The 13,147-nt window shown below is 65.2% G+C and carries 11 protein-coding genes and 1 tRNA gene; 7 read left to right on the top strand and 5 right to left on the bottom strand.

The window, feature by feature from the left end; genetic code table 11:
- Positions 1-24: 24 nt before the first annotated feature.
- Complete coding sequence (hrpA, locus tag NCR38_RS04670; RefSeq protein WP_250476508.1) at positions 25-4,638, bottom strand: ATP-dependent RNA helicase HrpA; 4,614 nt, start codon at positions 4,636-4,638, stop codon at positions 25-27.
- A 22-nt stretch (positions 4,639-4,660) separates the two neighbouring features.
- On the opposite strand from hrpA, the gene argA reads away from it, so the two are divergent.
- The 3 genes from argA (at position 4,661) to proP (ending at position 8,513) form a co-directional block, all read left to right on the top strand.
- The gene (argA, locus tag NCR38_RS04665) at positions 4,661-6,031 is read left to right on the top strand and encodes an amino-acid N-acetyltransferase (protein WP_061119882.1); all 1,371 of its coding nucleotides are present in this window, start codon (positions 4,661-4,663) and stop codon (positions 6,029-6,031) included.
- A 58-nt stretch (positions 6,032-6,089) separates the two neighbouring features.
- A complete protein-coding gene (locus NCR38_RS04660; protein ID WP_035506430.1) occupies positions 6,090-6,362 on the top strand; it encodes an oxidative damage protection protein in 273 nt (90 codons plus the stop codon).
- A 675-nt stretch (positions 6,363-7,037) separates the two neighbouring features.
- Positions 7,038-8,513: a glycine betaine/L-proline transporter ProP gene (gene proP / locus NCR38_RS04655; protein WP_061119883.1), complete on the top strand. Its 1,476-nt coding sequence runs from the start codon at positions 7,038-7,040 to the stop codon at positions 8,511-8,513.
- A gap of 51 nt (positions 8,514-8,564) precedes the next feature.
- Here proP and NCR38_RS04650 read toward each other — a convergent pair whose 3' ends face one another.
- Together NCR38_RS04650 and NCR38_RS04645 are read right to left on the bottom strand one after the other, a co-directional pair.
- Positions 8,565-9,017, bottom strand: coding sequence for a metallophosphoesterase family protein (locus tag NCR38_RS04650; RefSeq protein WP_061119884.1), 453 nt, complete (start codon positions 9,015-9,017; stop codon positions 8,565-8,567).
- Positions 9,017-9,601 (bottom strand): TMEM175 family protein, encoded by a 585-nt coding sequence (locus NCR38_RS04645; protein WP_061119885.1) that lies wholly within the window; start codon positions 9,599-9,601, stop codon positions 9,017-9,019. The genes NCR38_RS04650 and NCR38_RS04645 overlap by 1 nt, the downstream gene beginning before the upstream one ends.
- 130 nt (positions 9,602-9,731) lie before the next feature.
- Here NCR38_RS04645 and NCR38_RS04640 point away from each other — a divergent pair.
- Positions 9,732-9,816: transfer RNA gene (locus NCR38_RS04640), tRNA-Leu, on the top strand.
- A 114-nt stretch (positions 9,817-9,930) separates the two neighbouring features.
- On the opposite strand, the gene NCR38_RS04635 is transcribed toward NCR38_RS04640, so the two are convergent.
- Together NCR38_RS04635 and NCR38_RS04630 are read right to left on the bottom strand one after the other, a co-directional pair.
- Complete coding sequence (locus NCR38_RS04635) at positions 9,931-10,143, bottom strand: hypothetical protein (RefSeq protein WP_061119886.1); 213 nt, start codon at positions 10,141-10,143, stop codon at positions 9,931-9,933.
- Between the two features lie 109 nt (positions 10,144-10,252).
- Positions 10,253-10,537 carry a hypothetical protein gene (locus NCR38_RS04630; RefSeq protein WP_061119947.1) on the bottom strand — a complete coding sequence of 95 codons (285 nt, stop codon included), beginning with the start codon at positions 10,535-10,537 and terminating at the stop codon, positions 10,253-10,255.
- Between the two features lie 154 nt (positions 10,538-10,691).
- Here NCR38_RS04630 and NCR38_RS04625 point away from each other — a divergent pair, with 154 nt between their 5' ends.
- The 3 genes from NCR38_RS04625 (at position 10,692) to NCR38_RS04615 (ending at position 13,144) form a co-directional block, all read left to right on the top strand.
- Positions 10,692-11,048, top strand: coding sequence for a hypothetical protein (locus NCR38_RS04625; protein ID WP_061119887.1), 357 nt, complete (start codon positions 10,692-10,694; stop codon positions 11,046-11,048).
- A 36-nt stretch (positions 11,049-11,084) separates the two neighbouring features.
- Positions 11,085-11,885: a phosphodiesterase gene (locus tag NCR38_RS04620; RefSeq protein ID WP_061119888.1), complete on the top strand. Its 801-nt coding sequence runs from the start codon at positions 11,085-11,087 to the stop codon at positions 11,883-11,885.
- Between the two features lie 62 nt (positions 11,886-11,947).
- On the top strand, positions 11,948-13,144 hold the full coding sequence (locus tag NCR38_RS04615; RefSeq protein WP_061119889.1) for an MFS transporter: 1,197 nt from the start codon (positions 11,948-11,950) through the stop codon (positions 13,142-13,144).
- The last annotated feature ends 3 nt before the right edge of the window (positions 13,145-13,147 follow it).

Here is a 13,147-nt window from a genome sequence, read left to right as displayed (position 1 = left end):
ATTTTGCCGCGTGCTGGCCGCAGCCTAGCGCTGCATCGACTCCCAGACCTTGTGGAGCCGTTTCACCGAAACGGGCATTGGCGTGCGCAATTCCTGCGCGAACAGCGACACGCGCAGTTCTTCCAGCAGCCAGCGGTACTCGGAAAGCCGCGCGTCCGCGACGCCGCCGCGCTGCGAAATAGCGCGCTGATAGTGCTGCGCGAGCGGCTGCAAATCGGCGGAAAGACGGGCATCACGCGCCGGATCGGCCTTGAGCTTGTCGATGCGCAGCCCGATCCCCTTCAGATAGCGCGGAAAGTGCGCGAGCTGCGCATACGGCGTGTCGATGACGAAGCGCTTGCTAATGAGCGCGCTCAGTTGCGCCTGCATGTCCGCATACGCCGATGTGAACGTCTTCGCCTGCGCCAGCTTTTTCGCGAGCGCCGCGTATTCGGCCAGAATCGCGCCGACGAGCCGCGCGATCTCCTGCGCGAGCAGCGTCAGGCGGCCTTTGGCGGCATCGCGGCGGGTGTGGAAACTGCCGTCGTCGTCGGGCAGCGGGTCTTGCAGGCACGCGCGATCGAGCGCCGTCTCGACGATCTGGTCACGCAACTCGTCCGCCGTGCCGAGCGCCATGTACTGCATCGACATTTCGCGCAAGCCCGGAAGATTCTTCTCCAGATAGCGAATCGGCTCGCGCAGTTGCAGCGCGAAGAGCCGCCGCAATCCCGCACGATGGATGCGCGCCGCTTCCTCGGGTGAATCGAACACTTCGACGTCGCAATGCGTGCCGCGATCCACGAGCGCCGGATAGCCAAAAAGCGTCTGCCCGCGACGGCGGATTTCCAGCAATTCCGGCAGCTTGCCGAAGTTCCAGGTGGTGAGGTTTTCGTAGAGCGCGGTGCCGACAGTGGCCGGTTGCGTTTGCGGCGCCGATTCCGACTCGCCCGAGAGCGCGTCGAACGCCGCGGCCGACGTCAGCTTCTGAAATTGCTGTTGCGCCTGGCCGCCCAACTCCGCGCGCAGTTGCGCGAGATTGCGGCCCATCGCGAGCTGGCGGCCGTGCTCGTCGATCACCTTGAAGTTCATGAAGAGGTGCGCCGGCAGCGTTTCGAGCTTGAAATCCGCGCTCTTGACGGCGATTTGCGTCTGCCCGCGAATATCGGCGATGAGCGAATCGACGAGCGCGCCCGCGCCGAATTTTGGCCCGGCATGACGCTCTGCGAAACCCGCCGCGTATTCAGGCAGTGGCACGACATGACGGCGCAGTTTCTGCGGCAGCGACTTCAGCAGCAGTTGCGCTTTTTCCTTGATCATGCCGGGAACGAGCCATTCGGCGCGGCGAGCATCGACCTGATTCAGCCCGTAGAGCGGCACCGCGAGCGTGACGCCGTCGCGCGGCGAGCCCGGCTCGAAGTGATAGGTGAGCGACATCTCGATGCCCGACATCGTCATGCGCTTCGGGAAGAGGTCGGTCGTGACGCCGGCGGCTTCGTGGCGCATCAGGTCGTCGCGGGAGAGGAAAAGGAGCTTCTCGTTGCCCTCTTTCTTCTGCTCGTCGCGATACCAGCGCTCGAACGCCGCGCCCGTCCACATGCCTTGGGGAATCAGCGAATCGTAGAAGCCGTAGATGAGTTCATCGTCGACGAGCACGTCCTGGCGACGCGACTTGTGTTCCAGCTGCTCGATGTCGGCGACGAGCTTGCGGTTGTGCGCGAAGAACGGCAGGCGCGTATCGAACTCGCCTTCGACGAGCGCGCCACGGATGAACAGCTCGCGCGCATGCTTCGGATCCTGTTTGCCGAAGCTCACGCGGCGGCGCGCGTAGACGGTCAGCCCGTAAAGCGTCGCGCGCTCGTAAGCGACGACCTGCGCGGCTTTCTTTTCCCAATGCGAATCTGAAATCGACGTCTTCAGCAGATGCGCGCCGACAGTTTCCAGCCATTCCGGCTCGATCTTCGCAATCGTGCGCGCATAGAGCCGGCTCGTTTCGATGAGCTCGCCCGCCATCACCCAGCGCCCCGCTTTCTTCAGGAGCGCCGAGCCCGGCCAAAGATGGAATTTGATGCCGCGCGCGCCGAGATAATGCGGCTCGTCGTCGGCTTTCAATCCGACGTTGCCGAGCAGGCCGGTCAAAAGCGACAGATGCACCTGCTCGAATGTCGCATCCGAGTCGTTCAGGCGCCAGCCGTGCTCGCGCACGACCGTCAGCAATTGCGAATGCACGTCGCGCCATTCGCGCAACCGCAGGTGCGACAGAAAGTTCGCGCGGCACGCATCGGCGAGCTGCTTGTTCGACTTCTTGTGCGCGACGGCGTCCTCGAACCACTTCCAGATGCGCGTCCATTGCAGAAACTCGGAGCGCTCGTCGACGAACTGGCGATGCGCCTGATCCGCCTGCTCCTGCGCCTCGATCGGCCGGTCGCGCGGATCCTGCACCGACAAGGCCGACGCGATGATGAGCACTTCCTTCAGCGCCAGATGATCGCGCGCGGCAAGGATCATGCGGCCGACGCGCGGATCGAGCGGCAGGCGCGCGAGCTCGCGGCCGAGCGGCGTGAGCGCGTTGTCGTCATCGACGGCGCCGAGTTCGTTCAGCAGTTGATAGCCGTCCGCGATCGCGCGGCCCGGCGGCGGCTCGATGAACGGAAAGGTTTCGATCGCCGTCAGATGCAGCGACTTCATGCGCAGAATCACGGCGGCCAGCGACGAGCGCAGGATTTCCGGATCGGTGAAGCGCGGCCGCGCCTGAAAATCCGCTTCGTCGTAGAGCCGGATACATACGCCGTCCGCGACGCGCCCGCAGCGGCCCGCGCGCTGATTCGCCGCCGCCTGCGACACCGGCTCGATCTGCAATTGCTCGACCTTGTTGCGATACGAATAGCGCTTCACGCGCGCCATGCCGGTATCGACGACGTAACGAATGCCCGGCACCGTCAGCGACGTCTCCGCGACGTTGGTCGCGAGCACGATGCGCCGCGCGTTCGACGGCCTGAACACGCGCTCCTGCTCCTGCGCGGAAAGGCGCGCGAAGAGCGGCAGGATTTCCGTGTGCGGCGGATGATGCTTGCGAAGCGCCTCGGCGGCGTCGCGGATTTCGCGCTCGCCGGGCAGGAACACGAGCACGTCGCCGGGGCCGACGCGGCACAGTTCGTCGACGGCATCGACGATGGCTTCCATCAGGTCGCGGTCGGTTCTGCGGTCGTTGCGCCTGGGCGCCGTGCCTTGCGCATTTTTGATCGCCTCGCTTTGCTCTTCAATCGGCCGATAACGCACGTCCACCGGATACAGCCGCCCGCTCACCTCGATTACCGGCGCGGGCTTGTCGTCGCTGCCGAAATGGCGCGCGAAACGCTCGGCGTCGATAGTCGCAGACGTGACGATCAGCTTCAGATCGGGGCGCTTCGGCAGGATTTCCTTCAGATAGCCGAGCAGAAAGTCGATATTGAGGCTGCGCTCGTGCGCCTCGTCGATGATGATCGTGTCGTACGTGTTGAGCAGCGGATCGGTCTGCGTTTCGGCAAGGAGGATGCCGTCGGTCATCAGCTTGACGGACGCGCCCGGCGCGAGATTGTCCGTGAAGCGCACCTTGTAGCCGACGACTTCGCCGAACGGCGTGCCGAGCTCTTCCGCGATGCGCCTTCCCGTGGCCGAAGCGGCGATACGGCGCGGCTGCGTATGGCCGATGAGACCGCTGCCGCCCGCGCCGAGGCCGCGCCCGAGGGCGAGGCAGATTTTCGGAAGTTGCGTGGTCTTGCCCGAGCCGGTTTCGCCGCTGACGATCACGACCTGATTCGCCGCGATCGCGCGTGCGATTTCCTCGCGTCGGCCGGATACCGGAAGTGCTTCGGGGAAGGTGATCGGCGGAATCGGATTCGGTGTGACGATGCGTGACGGGCGCGGCGGACGAGGCTCGCGAGCCTCGCGTTCTCGCGCTGCCGGCGCGCGTTCGGCCGCTGGCGCCGAGCCAACGGGCTCGCGACGCGCGCTGGTCGCGAGATGCTCGTTTCGACGCTCGACGCGTTGGGGGTCGTTGCTGCGTGTATCGGCTGCTTTGGGCGGAGCGCCGCTCTCCCGCCGTTCGGCTCGATGTTCCTCGCGCGGCGCACGCGCGTGTTGCGCGCGACGGGCGTCATCGCGCTTTGCTGGTGCGTGCTGCTGAGATTCAGAGCGCGGCTCGCGCGGCGCACGCGCGTCATCGCGTTTCGCCGGCGCGGGCAGTTGAGATCCGGAATGCGGCGCGCGCGCCGGAGCGCGGTCCGTTTTCCCCGCTAGCGCGGGATTCGGCTTCGCCCGATCGCGGGCAGGCGGCGCAGCTTGCGGCTTCTGGGGCGCAGGCGGTCGTTTCGTCGCCGCCACGGCGCCCTGCTTGCTAGCAGGACTACCGGCCTCGCCGCCCTTCTGAAGCGGCGCAACCGCCGCCTTGCCCGACGGCGCGGACGCGGCCGGCGCGCCCGCCGCAAAGCGTCGCGCAGCGAGCTCTTTCTTGCTCAGCCCCGCAGGTTCGCCGGAATCGCCGGACGCCCCCCCGCCCTCCCGCGCATCGCGCAGCAGATTTTCACGCAGTTGTCGCAACTGCTCCTGAGTATCGAGGGATTTATCGGCGGACTGAGACTTGCCCGCCTGATCGGGACGTGATGGACGAGAAACATTCGGCATAGCGTCGCATTATAATCCCGGGATGAATTCCCAAACCGACCTCACGATGACCGCGTCGCCGCCGGCCGCAGAGCCCGAAGCGCCGGATCTCCACGCTCAGTTCGTCGACTGGATGCGCTCTGTCGCGCCGTACATTCACGCGTTTCGGAACAAAACGTTCGTCGTGGCGTTCGGCGGGGAACTGGTGCAGGAAGGTCGTCTGAACGCGCTCGTGCAGGACGTCGGCCTGTTGCACGCGATGGGCATCCACGTCGTATTGGTGCACGGCTCGCGCCCGCAGCTCGACGAGCAATTGAGTCTTCACGGCGTCGAATCGTCGTTTTCGCATGGCCTGCGCATCACCGATGCCCGCGCGCTCGAGTCCGCGAAGGAAGCCGCCGGCGAAGTGCGTCTCGACATCGAGGCCGCGATCAGCCAGGGCCTGCCGAACACGCCGATGGCCCACGCGCACATCAGCGTCGTGTCGGGCAACTTCGTGACGGCGCGACCGGTCGGCATTCTGGACGGCGTCGATTTCCAGCATACGGGCGTCGTTCGCAAGATAGACGGCGATTCGATCCGCCAGTCGCTCGCGTCGAACAAGCTGGTGCTGCTGTCATCGCTCGGCTTCTCGCCGACCGGCGAGGCGTTCAATCTGTCGATGGAAGACGTCGCGTCCGCCGCCGCCATCGCGCTGCGTGCCGACAAGATCATCTTCGTGACCGAAATTCCGGGTCTCGTCGATTCGGAAAACGAACTCATCCGCGAGCTGTCGCTCGACGACGCCTATCGCCTGCAGGAAAGCGGCGAGCTGCAAGGCGACACGGCGTTCTATCTGAAGCATACGGTGCGCGCATGCCGCGGCGGCGTGGCGCGCGGCCACATCATTCCGTATCGCCTCGACGGCAGCGTGCTGCTCGAACTGTTCCTGCACGACGGCGTCGGCACGATGATCTCGTACGAGAACCTCGAAAGCCTGCGTGAAGCGACGCCGGATGACGTCGGCGGCATCCTCACGCTGATCGAGCCGCTCGAAAGCGACGGCACGCTCGTGCGGCGCGGGCGCCACCAGATCGAGCGGGATATCGACCACTTCTCCGTCATCGAGCACGATGGCGTGCTGTTCGGCTGCGCCGCGCTCTATCCCTACACGCAGGAGCGCATCGGCGAGATGGCGTGCCTGACCGTCGCGCCGGAAGCGCAAGGTTCGGGCGACGGCGAGCGCTTGCTCAAGCGCATCGAGCAGCGTGCCCGGGCGCGCGGGCTCACGCGTATCTTCGTGCTGACGACGCGCACCGAGCACTGGTTCCTGAAGCGCGGCTTCGTGAAGGTGACCGTGGACGATCTGCCCGAGGATCGCCGGCGCCTCTACAACTGGCAGCGCAAGTCGCTCGTCCTGATGAAACAGCTTTGAATTCGCTTTGAGAAGCGCGAACTGCGCTTCGTCCCCCGATACAGAGGAGAAACTCACAATGGCCCGAATGGTTCAATGCGCGAAGCTCGGCAAGGAAGCCGAAGGACTGGACTTTCCGCCGCTGCCGGGCGAGCTCGGCAAGCGCATCTACGAAACGATCTCGAAGGAAGCCTGGCAAGGCTGGCTCAAGCAGCAGACGATGCTCATCAACGAAAATCGTCTGAACATGGCCGATCCGCGCGCGCGCCAGTACCTCATCAAGCAGACCGAGAAATATTTCTTCGGCGAAGGCGCCGATACCGCCACGGGCTACGTCCCTCCGCAAAGCTGAATTCGCGGCTCGATCGCACTGCTACAACCGGCCCAGAGCGGCCGGTTTTTTGTTGCCGCGCATTGCGCAAAATGTACCGGCTGGACCATCAGGTGAATGGACCGAAATTCAGCGCAATCCTATAGCAGGCAAGGGATCGGGGCTCCCGCGGAACCTTGCCAACATCGGCCGGTTTGCACATCGTCTGTCATCGTGTTATCATTTGTTTGTTATCAACAGTAATTCACCCTCATTCACGCGCATGAGTTCGGCGTATCGCAGTTCGGACACACGGCGGTAGTGACAGTTTTCATACAAAGAGGCGCGTCGGTTTTTTAGCTGGTCTTGCCAGACTCACGCCGGCCTTTTTCGTCTCAGGTTGTTTTTTCGCCGACGTCGCGGCCCACCCGCGGCAACTCAGGTTTCGCCGGGTTCGCCGTCCGCACGTCAAATTCGTTTGTTTCATCCGAGTGCAATTTCGCGACCCACCGCGAAGCACCGGCACCGCGTTTTCTTTTCGTTCTTCAGCATCTGCTTCCGTCAGATCGCTGCGCGGAGCCATTTGCGTACGTTCCCCGCAATGCAAGCGGCGCCGTCGCGAAACTGCACTGTCCCGGCAATACGCGCTGTCCTGACGACGGCGCGCCCGAAGCTCTTTCGCGAGCTCTCGGGATCGAATACGGAGTTTTTCGAACTATGTCTTCTCTTCACGAGGGCGTTTGGCGCACACACGATTCATCCAGTCAGAAGTCCGATCTCACCCTCGACGACATCACCATCGTCGATCAATCCCTGCTCAAGCGCGCGGTCGGCGCAATGGCCATCGGTAATGCGATGGAATGGTTCGACTTCGGCGTGTACAGCTACATCGCCGTGACGCTCGGCAAGGTGTTCTTCCCGTCGAGCAGCCCGGCAGCGCAGTTGCTCGCGACTTTCGGCACGTTCGCGGCCGCGTTCCTGGTGCGCCCAATCGGCGGCATGGTGTTCGGCCCGCTCGGCGACCGCATCGGCCGCAAGCGCGTGCTCGCGATGACGATGATCATGATGGCCGTCGGCACGTTCTGTATCGGCATCATTCCGAGCTACGAGTCGATCGGCGTGATGGCGCCGGTGCTGTTGCTCGTCGCGCGTCTCGTGCAGGGCTTTTCGACGGGCGGCGAATACGGCGGCGCCGCAACCTTCATCGCCGAATTCTCGCCGGACAAGAAGCGTGGCTTCATGTCGAGCTTTCTCGAGTTCGGCACGCTCGTCGGCTATGTGCTCGGCGCGGGCGTCGTCGCGGTGCTCACTGCGGTGATGTCGGAGCGCGAACTGCTGTCTTGGGGCTGGCGCATTCCGTTCATGATCGCCGGTCCGCTCGGCCTGATCGGTCTGTATATCCGGATGAAGCTCGAAGAAACGCCGGCGTTCCAGCGCGAAGCCGAGAAGGCGGAAGCGGTGGCGCACGAGACGACCAAGGCGCAGTTTCGCGAGACGCTGATCCAGCAATGGAAGCCGCTGCTGCAATGCGTGGGCCTCGTGCTGATCTTCAACGTGACCGACTACATGGCCCTCTCGTATCTGCCGAGCTATCTGTCGGCGACGCTCAAGTTCAATGAGACGCACGGCCTTTTCATCGTGCTCGTCGTGATGGTGCTGATGATGCCGCTGACGCTCATCGCTGGCCGCCTGTCGGATGTCATCGGCCGCAAGCCCGTGATGCTCGCGGGTTGCATCGGCCTGCTGGTGCTGTCGATTCCGTCGCTCTCGCTGATCCGCGTGGGCACGGTCCCGTCGATCTTCGCGGGCATGATGATCCTCGGCGCGCTGCTCTCGACGTTCACGGGCGTGATGCCGTCGTCGCTGCCGGCCCTCTTCCCGACGAAGATCCGCTACGGCGCGCTCGCGATCGGCTTCAACGTGTCGGTGTCGCTCTTCGGCGGCACGACGCCGCTCGTCACGGCATGGCTCGTCGAGAAGACCGGCAATCTGATGATGCCCGCGTACTACCTGATGGGCGCGTCGCTCATCGGTATCGTGTCGGTGCTCGCGCTGCACGAAACGGCGAAGAAGCCGCTGAAGGGCTCGCCGCCGGCGGTGGCGTCGAAGTCGGAAGCGCACGCGATCCTGCGCGGCCATCGCGAAGCCGCCGAAATGGACGACGCGTTCCCGGAAGGCACGGTGCGCGCGTAAGGCGTCAGGCTTTCTGAAGGCGCAAGGCCGGTGCGTGAGCGCCGGCCTTTTTTATGTCACGAGCGCGACGATGCGCGCGTCCGGTTTTCCATCGTCTATATCGAGCAACGCGAGCGTGATCGGCAACTTGAAGCGCCGTGGCCCCGCGCTGCCGGGATTCACGAAGAGCACGCCGCCCCGCCGCTCGACGAGCGGCTTGTGCGAATGACCGGTCACGACGACGTCGATGCCATCGAGTTGCTTCGGCGCGTCGGCGATATCGTGGACGACGTGGATCGTCGCACCGCCCAGTTCGATGCGCGCGTCCCCGGGCAATCGCGCGACGTCATCGCCGACATCGTTGTTGCCGCGCACGGCGGTGAGCGGCGCAAGGGACGCGAGCGCATCGAGCACGCCGTGCTTGCAGATATCGCCCGCGTGAATGATGTGCGCGCACCCGCGCAATGCCTCGAGCGCTTCGGGGCGCACGAGGTTGTGCGTATCGGAGATGAGGCCGATGCGCATCACGTTTCTTCGTTCGCGAGGATGCGCTCGATGCGTCGATCGGGCACGAGCCATACGGCCGCGACGAGCGCGTAGAGCGTCGCGGCGATCCACGGCTGCCAGAACGACACACCGATGGCGACGAGATAGAGCAGCACCGAAAGCCTGCCCTTGCGGTCCGCGCCGACGGCGCGTTCGAGCGCGGCGTTTTCGCCGTGCATCGAAATGAGCGTGCGGGTGAGGATGTACCACGCGACGGCGGTCATGAAGAGCACGAAGCCGTAGCAGGCGGTCGACACGGCGGTCAGATGGTTCTCGCCCATCCAGTTCGTGGTGAAGGGAAAGAGCGACAGCCAGAAAAGCACGTGCAGATTCGCCCACAGCACCCGGCCGTTCACGCGCTGGATCGCGTGGCAGAGATGATGATGATTGCTCCAGTAGATGCCGACGTAGATGAAGCTCAGCACGTATGCGCAGAAAACGGGCAGGAGCGGCGCCAGCGCGGCGAAGTCATCGCCGTGCGGCACTTTCAATTCCAGCACCATGATCGTGATGATGATGGCGATGACGCCATCGCTGAATGCTTCGAGCCGGGTCTTGCCCATCGTATGTCCTCGCGCCGAAATCGGTGCCGCCGATTATGCGGGAGGGTCCAGCACTTGTCGAACGGCCTGATGACGGCGGCGGGCGCGGCTTTGGCGCGCTGTCGGGCAATGGTAGAATCGCGTCCGCCCTGCCGGGGTGATGAAATTGGTAAACATAGCGGACTTAAAATCCGCCGCCTCACGGCTTGCCGGTTCGAGTCCGGTCCCCGGCACCAGGCGCGATTGCCCTGCGCCCATTAATCGTTCAACGGCGGTGTAGTTCTAGTTTTCGGTAAAGGATTTGGTCGTCGGAATAACGACCCGCCTTCCGAGATCTTGAGCAAACACCCTCACACCGCATTCAACAACCGCTCTGCATCCCTCACCGCATCGAACAGCGCCTCGATCGCCGTATCGCGGTCGAGCAGGCACACATGCTCGATATCGAACGGCAACGCATCCACACCGATGAAACGCACCGTTCCGCCGAAGCAGTCGCGCGTCTTGCCGCTGCGCACCGACGCGATGTAGTTCGGGGTGATATAGAGGGCAACGGGCATCATGGCGGCCTCGGCGATGGTCCGGTCGATGCACCAGAGTCTAGCGATGCTCGCCCGCGCGCTGCACCCGCCTGACGCGGGGACTGCTTCCCCCCTTTCGCGGCCCCCGCCGCTACACCGCGTGCCCCAGGACGCGCGCGACGTAATGCCGTCCCCACGCCTCGCCATGCGCGATCGCCTCCGCGACGGTCTCGAAAGGACCGTGGTCGCCCGTCATTTCGCCCGAGTCGTCGGCGAGTGTCGAACCGTGCACCGGTTTCTGGTCGATCCGCGTTACCCGCACGCGGATCGCGTAACCCTCGGACGGAGCCGCGTCCGCGTCGCCGTCGGGCTCGATCGGCCGGGGCGTGGCCTGCATGGCGAGCAAGTAGTCGCCTACTTCGATGTCCTTCTGCATGGCGGTCGTCTCCATCGGTACGCAACGCGCTGATCGAATGACAGTGCCGATTGTGCTACCGCATCGCGCGAGAAAACAAGCGCCCGGTCCGACCCTCGCGCGGCGCGCATGATATAAAGTTTCGCCCCGTCCTCTTTTCGCTTCGACGCCTTCGATGAACCATCGCACCCGCCACCCGCTGCTCGTCCTGCTCACCATTGCCCTCGCTTGTGTCTCGGGCTGCACGTCCTATTACAAGAACGTCGAAGCCTGCAAGGACAGGGTGCGCGCGGACTACCCCGACGCCGCCAGCGCGCCGCTGAAAATCACGGGCTCCGGCGCGAGTTATCATGGCTCGCGCGTGGTCGTGCACGGGACCATCCACACGCCGCCGAAGCCGCCGGCCACCAGGTCGGCGCCGGTGCCCGCGGCCGCCGAATGCACGTTCAGCGAGACGTCGATGACAGGCTTCCAGTGGCTCGTTCCCGCGAAGCTCGCGCCGAAGCCGCCCGTCGCCGCATCCGACGATTAAGTCCGAAATCCGCCCGCGACGAGGAGATCGACGCCCATGCTGCTCGCCCAGATCAGCGATCTGCACATCACGGCGCAGGGCACGCTCGCCTACGGCCGCGTCGATACGGCCGCCTTTCTCGCCCGCGCGATCGGCGTGCTCAATGCGCTCGATCCTCGCCCCGACGCCGTGCTCGTCACGGGCGATCTGGTCGATGCGGGCGGTATCGACGAATACCGGCATCTGCGCACGCTCCTCGATACACTCGCGATCCCGTGGCGCGTCATGGTCGGCAATCACGACGACCGCGCGAATCTGCGCGCGGTGTTCGGCGATCGCCCCGAACTCGCGGGCCACGACGGCTTCGTGCAATACGCGTTCGATGTCGGCGAAGTGCGCGTGATCGCGCTCGACACGCTCGATCCCGGTTCGGGCGCGGGTCGCTTGTGCGCCACGCGCCTCGCCTGGCTCGAAGCGCAGCTCGACGCGAGCGGCCAGCAGCCTGTCGTCATCGGCATGCATCATCCGCCGGTCGCGTGCGGCATCGGCTTCATGGACGACATCCGCCTCGCGCCGGACGACAGCCGCGCGCTCGATGCGCTCGTGCGCCGTCATTCGAACGTCGAGCGCATCGTGTGCGGTCATGTGCATCGGGCCATCGGTGTGCGATTCGGCGGCACGCTCGCCTGGTGCGTGCCGTCGACCGCGCATCAGGTGGCGCTGCAACTGAAACCCGGCGGCCCCGATGCATTCGTCATGGAGCCGCCTGCGTTCGGGCTGCACCTGTGGCGCGCGGATCTCGGGCTCGTCACGCATTGCGTGAGCGTCGAGCAAGGCGGCGGCCCGCAGCCTTTTTAACGGCGCGCTGCGGCGCTCGCGCGTCTTCAGTATGATCGGCGGCTGACCATCGTCCTCGATTCATGCTCGAATCTCCGCAATCCAATCCTCCGGTGCGCCATCCGCACTATTCGCGCGCCACCCTGTGGCTGCTCGCGACGATTGCGGGCGTCTCGGTCGCGAACATCTATTTCAACCAGCCGCTGCTCGGCGACTTTCGTGCCAGCTTTCCCGACGACGCCCGGCTGATCGGCGCGGTGCCCGCCTCGACGCAACTCGGCTATGCGCTCGGCATGCTCGTGCTCGCGCCGCTCGGCGACCGCTTCGACAGGCGTCTTCTGATCCTGCTGCAGCTCGCGGCGCTGGGCGCTGCGCTCGTGGCCGCGGCGAGCGCGCCCACGCTCGCGGTTCTGATCGCCGCCAGTCTCGCGATCGGCATCGTATCGACGATCGCGCAGCAAGCCGTGCCCTTCTCCGCCGAGCTCGCGCCCGCCGCCGAGCGCGGCCACGCCGTCGGCACGGTAATGAGCGGGCTCTTGCTGGGCATCCTGCTCGCGCGCACGGTGTCGGGCTTCGTCGCGCAGTACTTCGGCTGGCGGGCCGTGTTCGGCGCGTCCGTGCTCGCGACGATCGCGCTGGCCGTCGTCGTGATCGCGCGGCTGCCGAAGAGCCAGCCGACCTCGACGCTCACCTACGGCAAACTCCTCGGCTCGATGTGGCACCTCACGGTGGAAAGCCGCGCGCTGCGCGAGGCCGCCTTCACGGGCGGCGCGCTCTTCGCCGCGTTCAGCATTTTCTGGTCGGTGCTCACGCTGCTGCTCGCGGGCGAACCGTTTCACATGGGTCCGCAGGCGGCCGGGCTTTTCGGCATCGTGGGCGCCGCGGGCGCGCTCGCCGCGCCGCTCGCGGGAAAATCCGCCGACAAGCGTGGGCCGCGCGCCGTCATCTCGCTGTGCATCGGACTGGTCGGGTTGTCCTTCGTCGTGTTCGCGTTCTCGGCGACAAGCATCGCGGGGCTCGTCATCGGCGTGATCGTGCTCGATGTCGGCGTGCAGGCCGCGCAGATTTCGAATCAGTCGCGCATCTACGCGCTCAAGCCCGAGGCGCGCAGCCGCGTGAACACGGTCTACATGGTCGCTTATTTCATCGGCGGGGCGCTGGGTTCGGGACTCGCATCGCTAGCGTGGCAGGCGATGGGCTGGACGGGCGTCTGTCTCGCCGGTCTCGCCGCGACGGGTCTCGCCGGTTTCAGCCACTGGCGCGGGCGCGGCCGGCGATAGCGG

It is taken from the genome of Caballeronia sp. INML1, assembly GCF_023631085.1.
In the GTDB taxonomy this organism is placed as follows: Bacteria; Pseudomonadota; Gammaproteobacteria; order Burkholderiales; family Burkholderiaceae; genus Caballeronia; species Caballeronia turbans.
Note: the sequence above shows the minus strand (reverse complement) of the source record. Positions and strands in the feature narration are given on the sequence as shown.

Bases quoted from the DNA above. Each gene is read 5' to 3' on its own strand.
- hrpA (WP_250476508.1), bottom strand. From the start codon at position 4,638: ATGCCGAATGTTTCTCGTCCATCACGTCCCGATCAGGCGGGCAAGTCT.
- argA (WP_061119882.1), top strand. From the start codon at position 4,661: ATGAATTCCCAAACCGACCTCACGATGACCGCGTCGCCGCCGGCCGCA.
- NCR38_RS04660 (WP_035506430.1), top strand. From the start codon at position 6,090: ATGGCCCGAATGGTTCAATGCGCGAAGCTCGGCAAGGAAGCCGAAGGA.
- proP (WP_061119883.1), top strand. From the start codon at position 7,038: ATGTCTTCTCTTCACGAGGGCGTTTGGCGCACACACGATTCATCCAGT.
- NCR38_RS04650 (WP_061119884.1), bottom strand. From the start codon at position 9,017: ATGCGCATCGGCCTCATCTCCGATACGCACAACCTCGTGCGCCCCGAA.
- NCR38_RS04645 (WP_061119885.1), bottom strand. From the start codon at position 9,601: ATGGGCAAGACCCGGCTCGAAGCATTCAGCGATGGCGTCATCGCCATC.
- NCR38_RS04635 (WP_061119886.1), bottom strand. From the start codon at position 10,143: ATGATGCCCGTTGCCCTCTATATCACCCCGAACTACATCGCGTCGGTG.
- NCR38_RS04630 (WP_061119947.1), bottom strand. From the start codon at position 10,537: ATGCAGAAGGACATCGAAGTAGGCGACTACTTGCTCGCCATGCAGGCC.
- NCR38_RS04625 (WP_061119887.1), top strand. From the start codon at position 10,692: ATGAACCATCGCACCCGCCACCCGCTGCTCGTCCTGCTCACCATTGCC.
- NCR38_RS04620 (WP_061119888.1), top strand. From the start codon at position 11,085: ATGCTGCTCGCCCAGATCAGCGATCTGCACATCACGGCGCAGGGCACG.
- NCR38_RS04615 (WP_061119889.1), top strand. From the start codon at position 11,948: ATGCTCGAATCTCCGCAATCCAATCCTCCGGTGCGCCATCCGCACTAT.